At 38.3% G+C, this 16816-nt stretch carries 13 protein-coding genes and 3 tRNA genes; 3 read left to right on the top strand and 13 right to left on the bottom strand.

What is annotated here, in order from left to right; genetic code table 11:
- Window positions 1-31: 31 nt before the first annotated feature.
- A complete protein-coding gene (locus F4V44_RS00595; protein WP_150438045.1) occupies window positions 32-772 on the bottom strand; it encodes a YqjF family protein in 741 nt (246 codons plus the stop codon).
- Between the two features lie 164 nt (window positions 773-936).
- On the opposite strand from F4V44_RS00595, the gene F4V44_RS00590 reads away from it, so the two are divergent.
- Together F4V44_RS00590 and F4V44_RS00585 are read left to right on the top strand one after the other, a co-directional pair.
- The gene (locus F4V44_RS00590) at window positions 937-2349 is read left to right on the top strand and encodes an FMN-binding glutamate synthase family protein (protein WP_150438044.1); all 1413 of its coding nucleotides are present in this window, start codon (window positions 937-939) and stop codon (window positions 2347-2349) included.
- A gap of 65 nt (window positions 2350-2414) precedes the next feature.
- A complete protein-coding gene (locus F4V44_RS00585) occupies window positions 2415-3812 on the top strand; it encodes an FMN-binding glutamate synthase family protein (protein ID WP_150438043.1) in 1398 nt (465 codons plus the stop codon).
- A 46-nt stretch (window positions 3813-3858) separates the two neighbouring features.
- Here the strand turns inward: F4V44_RS00585 and F4V44_RS00580 are convergent, their stop codons facing one another.
- The 7 genes from F4V44_RS00580 to F4V44_RS00550 all read right to left on the bottom strand — a co-directional run bounded on the left by F4V44_RS00580 (window position 3859) and on the right by F4V44_RS00550 (window position 10835).
- Window positions 3859-4254, bottom strand: a complete 396-nt coding sequence (locus F4V44_RS00580; RefSeq protein ID WP_150438042.1) for a VOC family protein — start codon at window positions 4252-4254, stop codon at window positions 3859-3861.
- 126 nt (window positions 4255-4380) lie between these two features.
- A complete protein-coding gene (locus F4V44_RS00575; RefSeq protein WP_150438041.1) occupies window positions 4381-4872 on the bottom strand; it encodes an SRPBCC family protein in 492 nt (163 codons plus the stop codon).
- A 37-nt stretch (window positions 4873-4909) separates the two neighbouring features.
- The gene (locus F4V44_RS00570; protein ID WP_150438040.1) at window positions 4910-5560 is read right to left on the bottom strand and encodes a YdeI/OmpD-associated family protein; all 651 of its coding nucleotides are present in this window, start codon (window positions 5558-5560) and stop codon (window positions 4910-4912) included.
- Window positions 5561-6011: 451 nt separating this feature from the next.
- Window positions 6012-6362, bottom strand: a complete 351-nt coding sequence (locus F4V44_RS00565; protein WP_150438039.1) for a thioredoxin domain-containing protein — start codon at window positions 6360-6362, stop codon at window positions 6012-6014.
- A gap of 87 nt (window positions 6363-6449) precedes the next feature.
- Window positions 6450-8777 carry a bifunctional glutamate--cysteine ligase GshA/glutathione synthetase GshB gene (gene gshAB, locus F4V44_RS00560; RefSeq protein ID WP_150438038.1) on the bottom strand — a complete coding sequence of 776 codons (2328 nt, stop codon included), beginning with the start codon at window positions 8775-8777 and terminating at the stop codon, window positions 6450-6452.
- 101 nt (window positions 8778-8878) lie between these two features.
- Window positions 8879-9715, bottom strand: coding sequence for an S-formylglutathione hydrolase (gene fghA / locus F4V44_RS00555; RefSeq protein ID WP_150438037.1), 837 nt, complete (start codon window positions 9713-9715; stop codon window positions 8879-8881).
- Window positions 9716-9719: 4 nt separating this feature from the next.
- On the bottom strand, window positions 9720-10835 hold the full coding sequence (locus F4V44_RS00550; protein WP_150438036.1) for an S-(hydroxymethyl)glutathione dehydrogenase/class III alcohol dehydrogenase: 1116 nt from the start codon (window positions 10833-10835) through the stop codon (window positions 9720-9722).
- 393 nt (window positions 10836-11228) lie between these two features.
- On the opposite strand from F4V44_RS00550, the gene F4V44_RS00545 reads away from it, so the two are divergent.
- Window positions 11229-11591 (top strand): winged helix-turn-helix transcriptional regulator, encoded by a 363-nt coding sequence (locus F4V44_RS00545; RefSeq protein WP_150438035.1) that lies wholly within the window; start codon window positions 11229-11231, stop codon window positions 11589-11591.
- A gap of 523 nt (window positions 11592-12114) precedes the next feature.
- Here the strand turns inward: F4V44_RS00545 and F4V44_RS00540 are convergent.
- The 5 genes from F4V44_RS00540 to F4V44_RS00520 form a co-directional block, all read right to left on the bottom strand.
- The gene (locus tag F4V44_RS00540) at window positions 12115-13890 is read right to left on the bottom strand and encodes an ABC transporter ATP-binding protein (protein WP_150438034.1); all 1776 of its coding nucleotides are present in this window, start codon (window positions 13888-13890) and stop codon (window positions 12115-12117) included.
- Window positions 13883-15640, bottom strand: coding sequence for an ABC transporter transmembrane domain-containing protein (locus F4V44_RS00535; RefSeq protein WP_150438033.1), 1758 nt, complete (start codon window positions 15638-15640; stop codon window positions 13883-13885). Before F4V44_RS00535 ends, F4V44_RS00540 begins: the two co-directional genes overlap by 8 nt.
- 850 nt (window positions 15641-16490) lie before the next feature.
- Window positions 16491-16572: transfer RNA gene (locus tag F4V44_RS00530), tRNA-Leu, on the bottom strand.
- A 12-nt stretch (window positions 16573-16584) separates the two neighbouring features.
- A tRNA-Cys gene (locus F4V44_RS00525) sits at window positions 16585-16658 on the bottom strand.
- A gap of 8 nt (window positions 16659-16666) precedes the next feature.
- Window positions 16667-16741, bottom strand: a tRNA-Gly gene (locus F4V44_RS00520).
- Window positions 16742-16816 lie beyond the last annotated feature (75 nt).

Raw genomic sequence — 16816 nt, 5'->3', positions numbered from 1 at the left:
TATACAGAAAACCCCAATCCTGACATTCCTCTCACATTTTCTTGATATTCCAAAATAATGTATCCAATCCTTTCGAAAAATGATAGATAGGCTTTCCTTCCACTCCTTCCATTTTAAACGGGGTAAATAGCGTATTCTTGCTTATTTCTGCCTCAGCTTTTTGCAATGGCCAGGGTTGATGGTGAATTTCACCAGAATAGATATTGCTGCCATTATTCGTACTAAAGAGACAGTATCTCTCAGTCAGCCAATAATCCAGCGTTCCTTCTTTTGGAAAATACAACTCTGATGTGGGCTCATATTTTACCCCAAATGAAATAGAAGGGTCTATTGTACCTTTACGTACACTTTGACAAATACAGGTTTCTCCATCCTTTTGAAACAAAATCGAGGCTTTTTTGTAAGGCAAACGATACCATCGCCTTGCAATGGTATAGGAGGCCCAGTCTTCCACATCAAGCGAAAGAAAAAAAACACCAGGTTTGCCCTGATAATGAACATATGTCCTTAGATTAACTTCCGGGAATACAGGAGTTAAGGATATAGATGATAATCCCCGAGGGTGTATTCCTTCTATCACGAATACAATCACTCCCAAATAGGCATAACCCTGATAAGTATCAATTTCTAAGGCAGAAGGAATGTGACGCCTTAAAATTTCTGGCGGAATGGGCCAATGAGAAAATAATAGGTTTCTCCAACGTTGACGCATAATCCAATTCTTTGAAGGCAACGGCCAAGGACGGCGACCAATATCTCCCATGATATCCATACAACTAATCCTCCTTTCCTAAAAGTACTTCTGATTTAGAAAGTAAAAACCATGCTACTTTATGTTTTCACGGTAAATCTTTCATTAAATAACATAATTCCCTCTTTTTGAGAAATAATGAAGAGTATGAATAACTAATAAATATTGATAGTGGAGAAGAAGATATGTTAAACGTTTTATACTATGTAGCTTTTGCCATGGTTTCCATATTATTTGTCCTTTTTATTTTCGTGCTTGCGGCTTGGCGTTGGTGGATGAAAAAAATGGTGAAGAGTATAGGGAAAATCATTTTAACCGACAGCTATCAAGAAAATATTATGGAATTGATGCCAGGACTTCGGCATATGGGCATTCAAAATATGCTGGAAAATAGCTTGCGTGCTGAAACAGGTGACGTTCTTCATCGTCCACTTGGTTCTTCAAAAAAATGGCCGCATTTAGATCCGATTACCTTTATTCCGGCACAGACGACACCATTTCCAATTGATGGAGACGAAGAAGTAGATGTGACGGTCACAATCGGACCAAAAGCAAAAAAACCAATGGAAATTCAAATTCCACTTATGATCAGCGGTATGGCCTATGGGATTGCACTCAGTGAACAAGTGAGGTTATCTTTGGCGGAAGCAGCCAAAAATGTAGGAACTGCTATTAATTCTGGAGAAGGGGGAGTGATGCCTGAAGAATTAAACACAGCAGGAAAATATATTTTGCAATTTTCTAAAACAGAATGGTCAAAGGAAGAAGAGAAAATTAAGCGTGCTGACATGATTGAAATTAAGTTTGGACAAGGTGCATTATTCGGAATGGGCGGCAGGATTTCACCCAAAAATTTAACTGGTCGTGCTCGTGATGTGATGGGACTTAAAGAAAATGAAGAAGCAGTAATTTTTGATACTTTCTTTGAAAATCAAACATTACAAGATGTAAAGGACCTTGTTGAAGAACTTAGAAACCTCACGGGTGGTGTTCCTATAGGAGTCAAAATAGGGACAGGTGGAAAAATTGAAGAGGATCTTGACCATCTAATTGATTTAGGTGTTGATTTTATTGCAATAGACGGCGGCCAGGCTGCAACTCTCGGTGCCCCCCCTATTTTAAGTGATGATATAGGAATACCGACATTACATGCCGTTGTTCGGGCTGTTGAGCATTTAGAAAAAAGAAAAATGAAAGGACAAATTAGTTTAATTGTTTCAGGTGGACTTTTTGTACCTGGACATTTTTTAAAAGTACTTGCACTCGGTGCAGATGCTGTTTATCTAGGCTCTGCCATATTATTTGCTGTCTCGCACACGCAATCATTGAATGCCTTGCCATTTGAACCACCTACACAAGCTGTTTGGAATCAAGGAAAATACAAAGACCAATTTAACATCGAAGACGGTGTAAAATCAGCGGAGAAATTCTTAACAGCGAGTGTAGAGGAAATGAAAATGGCGTTAAGAGCCATGGGAAAACGTTCTTTAAAAGAATTGTCAAAAAAAGACTTAGTTTCATATGATGAACTAACCGCTAAAATGATTGGAATTCCTTATACATTTGATGCTTGGGAAGGTGAACAAAAAGAGCACTGAATGGCAGTTATTTTCCTGTAAATTGTAATGGTGAATGAAATTAATGTAATAATGGAGAAGTGAATATGCTGAACATTTTATCCTATTTGGTATTTGCAATGATAAGCATTTTATTTGTCTTATCTTTATTTATATTGTTAGGCTGGCGTTGGATTTTTAAACAAGTTGTGAAAAAGGCTGGAAAGATTATTTTAACCGATAGCTATCAAGAAAATATTATGGAGTTGATGCCAGGACTACGGCATATGGGCATTCAAAATCTGCTAGAAAATAGCTTGCGTGCTGAAACAGGCACCATCCTTCATCGGCCGCTTACTGGTTCAGCAAAAAAGTGGCCGCATTTAGAATCCGTTACCTTTATTCCTGCTCAAGTTTCACCCTTCCCAACCAATGGTGAGGAGGAAGTAGATATGATGGTCACTATTGGACCAAAAGCAAAAAAACCGATGAAACTCTCTATTCCACTAATCATCAGCGGGATGGGCTATGGAATCGGGATTAGCGAACAGGCAAGGCTTTCTTTAACAACAGCAGCAAAAAATGCCGGAACCGCCATAAATTCTGGTGAAGGCGGTATTTTACCCGAGGAGTTAGATGCTGCAGGGAAATATATTTTACAATTTTCCAAAGCAACGTGGGCAAAGGAAGATGATACTATTAAGCGTGCTGACATGATCGAAATTAAATTAGGTCAAGGGGCAATCGTTGGCATGGGCAGAACGATTAAAGCCCAAGATTTAAAAGGGCGTGCTCGCGAAGTAATGGGACTTGAGGAAAATGAAGATGCCGTGATTGATGAGAATTTTTTTGAAAACCAAACATTACAGGATATGAAAGAGCTTGTGGAGGAACTTCGGAGTATATCAGGCGGTGTTCCCATTGGAGTGAAAATAGGCATGGGAGGAAAAATTGAAGAAGATATCGATCATTTAATTGAAATGGGCGTGGATTATATTGCGATTGATGGCGGACAAGCAGCCATGAAAGAGGCACCTCCCATTTTATGCGATGACTTTGGAATCCCAACATTGCATGGAGTTGTTAGGGCTGTTAATCACTTAACAAAAAGAAATATGAAAGAACAAATTAGTTTAATCGTGTCAGGCGGTCTTTTAGTACCTGGGCATTTTTTAAAAGTCCTTGCCCTCGGTGCTGATGCGGTATATGTAGGCTCAGCTATGTTATTTACACTTGCACATACTCAATCCCTAAATGCCCTTCCATTTGAACCGCCCACACAAGCGGTTTGGTATGATGGGAAATTCAAAGATCAATTTAAAGTAGAAGACGGCATAAAATCAGCGGAAAAGTTCTTAACAGCAAGTATCGAGGAAATGAAAATGGCGTTAAGAGCCATGGGAAAACACTCTTTAAAAGAATTAACAAAAGAAGATTTGGTATCGTACGATGAGTCTACCGCTAAAATGATTGGCATTCCATATACATTTAACACTAAGCAGTAAAAACACTCACAAAACATTTGTGAGTGTTGCCAAATCTAGATTAATTTTATTTCGCATTCTTGTCTGGCTGGTGAATGCCGAAAATATTTCCTTCTGTATCCATGTAATATCCCTGCCACGCCATTCCAGGTAATGCATGTTTTGGCAAGGCGACCTTCCCGCCATGACTAAGAATTTTAGCTTCAGTTGAATCGTAATCTTCTATTCCCATTGTACAGGCGTAACCACTTAATGGCTGATTCTGTGCTGGAGAAGGGCCTTGCCTTTGCATTAACGCACCGTTAATACCAAGCTCATTTTCACCACCCGTGGCAGCTCCAAAATATGGTATTCCTGCATACTCACTCCAGTCTTCAAACTTCCAGCCAAATACTTCTCCATAGAATTTCTGCGCTCGTTCCATATCATCTACATGAACTTCAAAATGAATTGGTCTTCCCATAATTTCCTCCTAATTTTTCGTAAAATTTAAGTTTATATGAATCTATACAGCAAAACTGTTCCTCTACGATGTCCACGCCTATTATGGAAACAAATACAGAATTTTATACAAGCCAGCAGGTTTATTTTATCCCTTAAACGATTGGTTGAGTGTGTATTCATTCTTTCCATTCTCTAAATAGCTTTTTAATGCATCTAAATCCTTCGCACACGCTTTACTAAAAGTTCCCACCATCAGCTTCCCGAAAAGCTTTGTTAAACCAGTAAGACCATTTATCTCCCCATTTAAAGTAACCTCTGTTTCTTCGCCTGACGATACAAGTGTATATGTAAACACAAATTCTCCTTTGCCCGTGGTGCCTTTCGTTCCATCACAGCGCAGAACAATTTTATCAGTACCGTTCAGTTCAACTACTTCAAAGTGCTCAGTAGCCTCTTTACCAAACATCTTCCTAGTTTCGAGCCATTTGCTCCCCACCTGCACCGGAGCATCATCCAACCGTTCTATTCGCACAAAGCCTTGCATCCAATTCCTAGCAGCATCAAGATCAAATAAACTGCTATACACTGGTTGTTGGGATGCCTTGATGGTTCTTTTCACTTCAAAATTGACACTCAACCAATCTCCCCCTGTCATTTGCCCTCAAAAATATCATCTATTTCTTGTTTAGTCGATACAAATCAACTGTTTTATAGCCTTGTGATAGTATATCAACCATTTGTTCCTGACGTTTTTCACGTGTTTTTTGTTGTTTGGCAGAAAAAATATAGCGAGCCCAATCTCTTTGATAACCTGGTGTCAGATTCTGATAGAATGCAAGTTCATTCGGATAGTCAGTTAATAGTTTTTTGACATCTTCTACATTATGTTCATAATCTGCGACACACTGGCTTGCAGCTGATGATTTTTTCGATTTCTTCTGCTCATGCTTAAGTCCAACAACAGTAAACGTATCATCCATGCTTACCATCCGGGAAAACTTCAAATCACTATCCTGTACATAACCATCATCTCCAACCTTTAATGCTGGAAAAATCTCATCCCTATGAACAAAAGTAGGATACCTCTTATTCCCTTTCTTCGGGTAAGCAAAAAACAAATACCCTTTATCAAGCAAGTACTTCTCATTAAAAATACGTTGAGTATGCTGGACGATGTCATCAATACTTTCAACAAAAATGAATATAGCATCATGTTCTCCAGTTAATGTTGTTTGGCAATTAGAAAATAGATTATATTCACTAGGTTGATTTATTACCGCCATTTTTTTGTATTTTGTTAGATTTAATTTAATGATTATGGTCATGACATACTCCTTATTTAGATTACTATTCAAAACGATGTATCTATAATTTAACTATCAAATCTCATTTTCTATAAAAGAATATTAATTCCTCCTAGAAATCATTTAATATATGGAATAGTTATATTTTCCTTCCAAACAAAAAACACTCACAAACATTGTAATGTCAACATTTGTGAGTGTTTAATCTAATGATACCGGTGGTCGGGGTCGAAATAACGCGATCAGGGCTGAAATTATAAGGTTATGTGTGAGTGTTGTGTAAAAAATATCTCGTTTACCTTAAACTTTTAGATGGAATCACTGTATCTAGCGATTGATATTTTGTGATATTGAAGAAAAGCGCCCTTTCATTGAATAACACGATTTATCTTTTTAGATTTTCAAATTAATATATACCTTGTTTAAAAATGTTCCAAGCAAAATGTAGCAGACACTTGTCATTGGTATTGAGTTATTTATTGATAAAAGTTTTGATTTCTTCTTCTGACATGGATGAATCGCATTTCACGTTTACTGTGTCACCATTCGTATAGATGAAACCGGGAACCGTTGGAATGTCATATTCATTACGGAAGGCCGTAATCCCTTCCATATCAGATTCCTCCACACTATTGATATAATAGATGTGAGTATCCGTTTCTACAGCCACTTTTTTTAGTTTTTTAATGAATAATTGACAATAAGGACATACAGCCTTGCCAATGTAGATAACCGCTTCGCCTTCTCCTTTTATCAATTCCTGTGCTTTTGCGGAATCAATTTTATCAAAACTAGCTACATCTTCTTCATAAGCAGCAATCATCGTTCCAATCTCCTTTCTTAGGTACACAGTGGGATGGTTCTCTTGTTTCCCTAATTATTTGGAAAACGGGAGAACCGTCCCCTTGCATTAACATGGTACCATTGTAAATTCGCGTTTTGCTAGCGGTACCCCTAGTTTGATAAATTTCGAGTCCTGACTTTGTAATAGTTCAGGGAATAAATACTGGATAATATGCATGGTTAATCTTCGTGATTTGCCTTTATATGGATAAACATGCATATACATGGATGGATTAAAGTTCGCTTCAATAATTCCATAAGCGTTTTTATCGGTTGCAGGAACTTCTGTATCTTCAATAATTAAATCGATTCCACAAATTTTAACGCCTAGGGCGGATACCGCATCCACTGCAATTTTTTTATAATCATCAGGAATGAGATCGGTCACATCAATGGAATCTCCGCCTGTACTAATATTAGAATTTTCACGAAGATAGACGATTACATCCTTTTCTAGAATGGAATCCATTTGATATCCTTGACCTTTAAGCATCAGGTTCTCTAATTCACCTAATTGTATCGTTTCTAAAGGGGTCCGATGATCTCTTCCTCTTAGCGGGTCACGATTCTTTTCTATGACTAATTCTTCAATAGTATGTTTACCGTCACCTTTTACATTCGCAGGAATTCGTAATAAAACAGCATGAACTTGATCATTTAACACAAAAAATCGATATTCTGTTCCTTTCATAAATTCTTCTACTATAACAGAATGATCTTCTTTAAAGGCTAAAGTGAGTGCTTTAAGATAATCTTCTTCCTTTGCACCATCTTTGAAGATGGATATTCCTAACCCATAGTTTGTTGTTTTCGGCTTCACAACAAAAGGTTTAGTGGAAAATAAATGATAGGATTGTAAAGCTTGATCGATTGTTTGAAACTCTTCACCCTTAGGCACTCGAAATCCATGTTGGTGAAGAATTTTCTTTGTTACTGTTTTATTTTCCATAATTAAAGTGGATACATAATTATCTTTACTTGTCATGTTCCCATTTTTCACATATTCAATATGATCGTTTAATTTCAGCTTTAAAAATTGAGCTTGTCGATCCAAGATTTCTATTTGCACACCTTGTTGAATCGCATCAAACATTAAAATCTGAGTGGACAATTCCATATCAGTAAATCCTGCTAATTGATATGGTTTCTCCCAGGATTTTTTATAATTTTCTTTAGCGATTAATGTAGCTACTAGACTTTGACTGCTTTTTTCATTTTCTTTATAAAGTTTGCCCGCTAAAGTCTTGCTTGGATCCATTAGCATTTCTCTCAGATGAACAAATAACATATCAGAAACAGGTAAATCTAAGATTTCTACTAACTGCTCCATCTCATCAATCATCTTGTCCGCTTCTACTTCAAATTGTGTGCGCGCTAATGGATGCTCAAGAGCCACGATCTCATTGTAGGAATCCCCCATTTTTACCCATTCATCACAATGATCACCTTCATCTTTCCATAGTAAATAAAGTAAGAAAAGATGAAGAAATTCTACTTGTTCCTCACTAATTCCATGTCTTTCAAAAGGATTTAAATCGATATTGCGCAATTCAATATATTGAACACCGTGATCTTCTAAATCTGAAACATGACGCCCCCCTCTTAAGCGAACAGGTGCATAAAATTCCTTTTCTTCTGATAGAAGCCCTCTTTGAACCATGGAAGCAAGATCCAATATATAGTTCCGAATACTGCTATACGACACTTGAACATCATCCGAATTGGCATAACCGTATTTACTGGCTCTAATGCTTCTTACGGTTTCATTCAAAGAATCATCTTCAAAAAAGTTCTTTTCACTCTGAGGAGAAGCCCCATAAAAATAAGTCATAAACCAACGGTAGTGTAAATAATTTCTTGTCACCTTTAAATACATTTCCGCTTTAAACTGCTGGTAATCTTCTATCTCCGATTGTGAGCGAAATAACGCTTGAACCAACTCTTTGCCGAATTCAAAGTTGAAATGAATTCCGCTAACCATTTGTTTACGACGACCATAAGATTGAGATAAAAATTGACGATATCGAACATTTTCGACATTTTCCAATTTCGCAATCACAATATCTTCTTCATCTTCTGGTAACTGTGGTGGCATGCTTAATGGCCAAAGCATTTCATCATCCATTGAGCGATAAGCAACATCATGGATCGCTGCTAAGTAATTAAACAGATCCTCTACAGTCTCCGTAACAGGTGTGATTAATTCCATTTGTGTTTCTGAAAAATCTCGTTGAATATATGGGTGATCATCTTTTAACGTAATGCTCTTAGGATGATCTGTTTTAGCTAAATTTCCCGACTGGTCAACTCGATGACTTTCTTTTTCAATCCCATAACGGGCTTTTAATAAGTATGGTTTCACACGGTCATTAGCTAACATTTTTTTGAAATCCATAGCTGCGATCCCTCCCAATTAACCACATATCTGACGAAGGATATATAAAAATATCCACATTCAATTGAAATGTGAATATTTTCATTTGCATCCCCTAATGATTATGATTTTAAGTATTTCATATGAAAAGAGAAATGGTCCTCTAAGAAAGTAGCTATAAAGAAATAACTATGATCATAACCTTCCTTTTTCTCATAATGGACTACGTGATTCTTTTCTTGAGCATTCTTTAAAAAATAAGTTTCATCTAATTGTTCTGGATAAAAGTGGTCCTCAGTTCCTTGCGTAATGAGAATAGGCGGCATACCAACCTCTTTGATCAACTCTGAAGCATCCCATTCTTTCCAAGAAGCTTGATCTTCCCCTAAATAAGCGGAGAAAGCTTTTAACCCCCATGGGATTCTACTTGGACTTAAAATAGGAGAAAAGGCAGAAATCGCTTTGAACCTTGCTTTATTTTTCATGCCAATCACTAAAGCACCATGCCCACCCATTGAGTGACCCATTATGCTTTCTTCTCCTGAAAAATGGGGAACCAATGTTGGTGCAATTGCTGCTAATTCTTCCACTATATACGTATACATATGATAATTCTTTGCCCACGGCTCTTGTGTCGCATTGACATAAAAGCCTGCACCCTTTCCAAGATCCCATCCTTCATCATCAGGCACATGTTCTCCACGTGGGGAAGTATCTGGAATCATAACGGCCACTTGATGTTTTTCAGCCAATCGTTGAAATCCACTTTTTTGACTAAAATTATCATCCGTACATGTTAAACCAGAGAGCCACCAGATAAGAGGAATTTTTTTCTCTTCTTTATTTGATGGTAAGTAAATACTAAATGTCATCTCGCATTTTAAAGCTTCCGAATAATGAGTGTATTTACATTGTTCTCCGCCGAAAGAGCGACGTTTTTCAATAAGTTTAAGACTCACTTTCTCACTCTCCATAAGTTAAAATTGTACGGATGGATTCGCCCTTATGAAGCAAGTCAAATGCTTCATTGATGTCTGTAAAGTTTAAGTGGTGGGTGATAAACGAATCTAAATCAATTTCACCGTTCATATAATCTTCAACCATTCCTGGCAGTTCGGTTCTTCCTTTCACTCCACCAAAGGCAGATCCACGCCATACTCTTCCTGTTACTAATTGGAATGGACGAGTATGAATTTCTTTACCTGCTCCTGCTACACCGATAATAATACTTTCGCCCCAACCTTTATGACAACATTCAAGAGCAGATCTCATGACTTCAACATTCCCAATACACTCAAAGCTGTAATCGACTCCCCCATCCGTCATTTCAACGATTACCTCTTGAATTGGTTTATCAAATTTAGATGGATTTATAAAATCAGTTGCTCCCATTTTTTTAGCTAACTCAAACTTATCTTCATTTAAGTCAATGGCAATAATTCGACTTGCTTTTGCTTGAACCAATCCTTGAATAACAGCTAATCCAATGGCGCCTAAACCAAATACAGCTGTCACAGCTCCTTCTTCCACTTTTGCTGTCTTATGTACTGCACCAATCCCTGTCGTAACACCACATCCAAATAGACAAACTTTATCAAGTGGAGCTTCCTTGTCAATTTTTACTAAAGAGACTTCAGAAACGACTGTATATTCACTAAATGTACTTGTTCCCATGTAATGATAAACTGACTCTCCATTATAAGAGAAACGAGTGGTTCCATCAGGCATTAACCCTTTCCCCTGGGTTTCCCTAACGGCACTACATAAATTTGTTTTACCAGAACGACAGAATTTACATTCTCCACATTCTGCTGTGTATAGTGGAATCACATGGTCCCCTGGTTTTACTGAAGTTACTTCATCCCCTACAGCAACGACAACACCAGCACCTTCATGACCTAGTACAGCAGGAAATACGCCTTCCGGATCATCCCCAGATAATGTAAATGCATCTGTATGACAGACTGAAGTATAGAGAATTTTCACTAATACCTCTTTTGCTTTTGGTTCTTCTACATCTATTTCCACAATTTGAAGTGGTTCTCCTGGTTTAAATGCAACAGCAGCTCTACTTTTCAATTGAATCCCTTCTTTCCTTTGTTATAAGTATTTACAGTTATATTTTTTCATATTAGTATTTAGGATACAATACTGACATTTTTGTCACTATAGCCAAAATATCAATAAAGTGGTATCAATAAAGTGAAACTTTCATCAGTGGAGGTTTTCTTTCATCCCCCACTATCTTCTTTTATTGTACTCAGAATCTTAAGGGGAGGGTCTTACTGCCAGTTAAGCCAGATAAAAGTATTCTCCTGACTTAAATCAAACAGGAGCTTACTTTTCAATTGTGTCCCTTTTGCCTTTTGTCCTTCATTTACTTTTCCATAATTACATATTATAATTCACCAAACAATACTGACATTTTTGTCACTACAAATAAAAAAACAACAGTAAAGGGGATAATAATAGATGGTTATTTTCTATAAAGACAAAACTTTTTTTACTAGCAAGGATTTGGCTTTATCGGTGATAGGTGGACGCTGGAAAATAGCAATTATATGGTGTTTACTCCAGCAGTCTCCATTAAGGTTAAGTGAAATACAAAAATACCTCTCCGATGTCAATCAACGAATGTTAATTAGACAATTAAGGGAATTAGAAGAAGATCATATCATAACTAGAGTCGTATACCCGGTTGTACCTCCTAAAGTGGAATATCAACTAAGCGAAATTGGTCTTCAATTAGAACCTGTTGTCACTTCCATTTGTAATTGGGGAGATCAATTTAAAACATTTATGGATGAAAATGCGAGTAAAAAAACAGTTGAATAAAATTTAAGTTGACTCAATAGGCAAGAGGATATACAGAGACTGCAAGCTATCCATTTCCAAAAAAATCGATATAGAATATTAGGATAACGGAAGGAATTGAATATTAATCTCAACTCTCTTAATGTATACGACTTACACACAGTTGCGAGAATACTCTTAACTGTTGGGGTGAAAAAACTTAAAAAGCCACGAAACGCGTTTCGTGGCTTTTATACATTAATGACTCAAACCCTTCTCTTCCCTTATCGTCTAAATCTATCTTTTAGTCTATATAAGTCCCAATTGATTTTCCGGCTAAGATTGGCTGGGAATACCGACCCGCTCTCCTTTCGCTGCGCTGTTCATTACTGCGTAATAAAAGGCTTGTTCAAGGAAGCGGATCGGCATTCCATATTGAAAAATTAAATGTGATCCATATAGGAGTGACGCCCTCCTGCAAGGTTGGAACGTGAATCAGATAATAACTGATTTAGTTTGTAACAGTTGCTATATTAGTCTTTCACGTGAATATTTGTGACAAATATTACGAAACGACGAGACCGTTTTGCAACTGGAACATTTGATAATAGAGTCCTTTTTGAGCCAATAGTTCCTGGTGTGATCCTCTTTCAACAATGTTTCCTTGATGTAAAACGAGAATTAAGTCAGCATCTTGAATCGTTGATAATCGGTGCGCGATTGCAATCGTCGTTCTCCCTTTACGCATTTTTGCTAAAGCAGCTTGAATTTCTTCTTCTGTTTCCGTATCAATATTAGCCGTTGCCTCATCGAGAACAAGAATCTTTGGATTCGTCGCAATGGTTCTGGCGAATGCAATAAGCTGCCGCTGTCCGCTAGAGAAAGTCGAGCCACGCTCAACGACTCGATGCTCATAACCATCTTCTAGCTTTTCGATAAAGCGATGGGCACGAACAAACTCTGCTGCCTCTTTTACTTTTTCATCGGTCATTGAATCGTTATGCAAACGAATGTTATCCTTTACTGTCCCATAAAATAGGAAAGGGTCTTGAAGGACGAGCCCCATTTTTCCCCGTAACTCCTCAAGTGAATATTCCTTAATGGACATTCCATCAATCAAAATATCCCCTCGCTCAAATTCATAAAACCTCATCAGCAAATTAATGATGGAACTTTTTCCGCTGCCCGTATGACCGACCAATGCGACCGTCTCACCGGGTTTTGCCGTGAAGGAAATATCTTTGAGCACATCCTTTTTCCCATCATAGGAGAAGCTGACATCACGAAACTGGATTTCCCCATCTTGAATTTTTGTTTCACCAGCATTCTTTTGTTCTGGTGCCATTTCTGTTTCATCAAGCAGTCGGAATACCCTGCCCGCAGCAATAATGGCTTGTTGATACAACGATAGCTGCCTCATCACCTCATTCACTGGCCTAAAGAAACGATTCAAATACGTTGTAAAAGCATAAACCACACCGATTTCGACAGGACTATTTAAAGAGGTAATCCCGAAATAGCTCAGTGCCATAATTAAAGAACCAATATACACGAGCTCGACTGCAGGTCTTAAGAGCAAGCTGTCTAGTTTAATATTTCTGCGACCGGCAAGAAAATGCTTTTCGTTGATTGCAGAAAACTCTCTTTCCAGTCTTTTCTGCTGTCTGAACATTTGGATCATGGCCATGCCCTGCAATGATTCATTAATCTTTGCATTCAACAGACCTAATTGTTCACGCATTTCCGCATAATAACGCGAACTGTATTTCCGATACATTTTTATGATCAAAAGGACAAGCGGAATAATGATTAAACAAAATGCTGCCAATTTCACATTTAAGATGAACATCGCGATAAAAATACCGATAAGTAAAAATCCACTCTGGATAAAGCTGGCAAGAACCGTTACAAACAGTTCCTTTATGGCCTCTGTATCATTCGTCACTCTAGAAACCGTACTTCCAGCTGGAGTCTTATCAAAATATTTTAACCCGAGCCCTTGTACTTTTCTAAAGACATCCACACGGATTTTTTGAATGATTTTTAAGGCAATCTCCTGAAAATTATATTGTTGAAAATACGTAATAAACGACTTTGCTACTTGAATCGCAAGGTAGCCTCCTCCTAAAACGAGCAATGGCTGAAGAGGAAGATGTCTCGGTGCTAAATATTGATCAATAAAGTGCGCAATCATTAGCGGTCCGACAATTTCCCCCAATGTAGCCAACGTAAGCAGAATAAAGGCAAAAATAATTTTTTTATAATGAGGGGTCGTATAGGTAAGCAAGCGAAAAAGGATCGTACGCTGCTCCTGTTTTGTAAATTCAGTTGGTTTACCCATGAGATCCCCCTTTCTCTACAATTGCTTCTAACTGCTGATGGAGATACATTTCCCTGTACCAGCCATCCTGTCCCATTAGCTCATCGTGTGTACCCATTTGGGCAATCTCTCCTTCATCAAGAACGAGAATCCTATCCGCATGCTGGATTGCACTTAAACGGTGTGCTGTAATAATCGTTGTTTTTCCAGCGCGAGTTTCCCTTAATGATGCTAGGATTCCCTCTTCCGTTTTCGCATCAACGGCGGATAAAGAGTCATCGAGAATTAAGACTTCCGGTTGTATTAATAATGCTCTGGCAATAGATATCCTCTGCTTTTGTCCACCGGAAAGGGAGACGCCTCTCTCGCCGACAATCGTCTCATACCCATCCGTAAATTGAAGAATATCCTGATCGATCTTCGCTAATTTCGCGGCATGATGAACCTCCTCGATTGAAGCATCCGGCTTTGCGAATGAAATGTTTTCTGCAACCGTCGCAGAAAATAGGAAATGCTCCTGTGGTACATAACCAATGGCTTCACGAAGCCTTTCAAGTTTATATTGGTCTATACGTCTTTCGCCAAACAAAATGTCTCCATCAAACCCTTCACTCTCTCGAATGAGAAGTTTTAATAAAGTCGTTTTTCCAGCTCCTGTTTTTCCGACAATGCCGAGGGTTTCTCCCCTTCTTAACCTAAAGTGAATTTGTTTTAATACCGGCTGCTGTTCTCCTAGGTAAGTAAAATCATCAATATGAAACGCAAGATCCCCAGTTGGAACTTGATCTAGCGCATCTGGTGTATCTTTTACATCCACTGGTTCATCTAGGATCGACCTGATCCGGTCATAAGAAGCCCTTCCTCTTTCCAAAATATTAAACAGCCAGCCAAATGCCAGCATCGGCCAGACGAGCAATCCTAAATAAGCATTAAACGAGACGAGTTCTCCAATTGTAATCATTCCATCTATGACAAACTTCGCACCAAAAGCAATGGATAAGAAAAAAGAGACCCCTACAATGCCAGCGATGGTTGGGTCATATAAGGCATCCACCCGCGCAACGGCCAAGTTCTTTTTCACGACATCTGCTGATTGGTGATAAAATTCTTCAACATCTTCCTTTTCTTGACCAAATGTTTTTATGACTTTAATTCCTGTAATACTCTCCTGCGTTTTGTCGTTCAAAGATGAAAAGGCTTCTTGCGCCTTGTAAAACCGTTGATGAAGCAAACGACCATACCAGTTCGTCATAATCGCCATGAATGGCATAGGGATTAAGCAAATCAGCGTTAATTCCCAGCTGATCGTAGCTGCCATTACCACAACGACCGCAATCCCAATCGTCAATGAATCGACCATGGTTAATACGCCGGCTCCTGCGGTCTGCTGAATCGCCTGTAAGTCATTCGTCGCATGAGCCATTAAGTCTCCAACTCTTTTCTTTTGGTAGAAGGTTTGCGACATTTTCGTAAAATGAGAATACAGCATATCTCGCAGCTGTCTAGCAAGCTTATAAGCGGAACCGAAAATCATGAACCGCCAGAAATAGCGAATGACATACATCGAAATACCTGTGACCGTTAAAATGATCATCCATTTTAGAAGTTGGCTTCCTGTTAAAGTCCCTTCTTTGATACTATCTACAATAATCCCAATGATTTTTGGCGGAACCAATTCCAGCATCGCAACCAAAATCAATAAAAGGATTCCTACAATATATGGTCTTTTTTCCTGTTTAAAGAACCATTTCAAATCCATAAAAACCTTCATTCAACCACCCCCTGTAAAAACATAAGAATATGAGCCCTGTCATCTTCTCTGCACCAATAAAAAGCACTCATTTGCGAGTGCTTGTCCTCTTTCATTTTTCTGCTAATTGCTGTGAACGGTTGTGTCGGCCTCCCATTCACTTCGAAAATCAAAACCTATGAGCGAATATCAGTTTTCAGAAAAAATAGACAGTCTTCAAATAAAAAGAAATATCAATTCCAACAATCATTGTCTATTAATTGTCTAGTTTAAGCAAGGGATTCAACTCTAATATCCTCAAAGCAAGCTCTTTTGATCAAATTCGCTCGTCGAATTTGCGTCCGGATTTTTATCGAGCTCGCTCGATAAATTACCCTTGAAAAATCCGAGACATCCGCCGGAGGCTTAACTTCATTCAGCCGGGGTTTGAACCCCCACTGAATCGAAGAGCAACTTGCATTCATCTCCCACTTGTAGAAGTGGAGGACTTCTGCTGAATGAAGTTAAAAGTCATTCTTGAAGAGTTTTTTGAACGACTTAAAAACCTTCTACTTCTCAGGTGTAATTTCTGATATTTTTCCTTGAGCCCAAACTATTTGTTTTTGAATAGGACCTGGTTCAATAAATTTCTCATAATCTTAAGTATTTTTATGCACTTGTAAAATCAACAGAATTGTTACTATATGTTTATTTTAATAAAAAATTAGTTAACATTTGTTCCAATCTCTTTGTAAAAAATGCGTAAAACAAATTCAAAACCTAACTTTTTTCAGTCGTTTTCAAGAAACACAAAAAACACCCACAAATATTTATATATCAACATTTGTGCGTGATCTATTGTTTCATAATTTAACTCGTTTTTACTTAAAGATACCGGTGGTCGGGGTCGAACCGACACTCCAGAAGGAACACGATTTTGAGTCGTGCGCGTCTGCCAATTCCGCCACACCGGCGTGATATAAAAATGGAGGCGGCAACCGGATTCGAACCGGTGGTAAAGGTTTTGCAGACCTCTGCCTTACCACTTGGCTATGCCGCCGAAAGAAATGGAGCGGAAGACGGGATTCGAACCCGCGACCCCCACCTTGGCAAGGTGGTGTTCTACCACTGAACTACTTCCGCGAATGGCTGGGCTAGCTGGATTCGAACCAACGAATGACGGAGTCAAAGTCCGTTGCCTTACCGCTTGGCTATAGC

Origin of the sequence: Niallia endozanthoxylica, assembly GCF_008710145.1 — a bacterium.
Lineage (GTDB): Bacteria > Bacillota > Bacilli > Bacillales > Cytobacillaceae > Bacillus_BD > Bacillus_BD endozanthoxylica.
The sequence above is the reverse complement of the archived record's forward strand: the minus strand, read 5'-3'. Positions and strand labels throughout refer to the sequence as shown.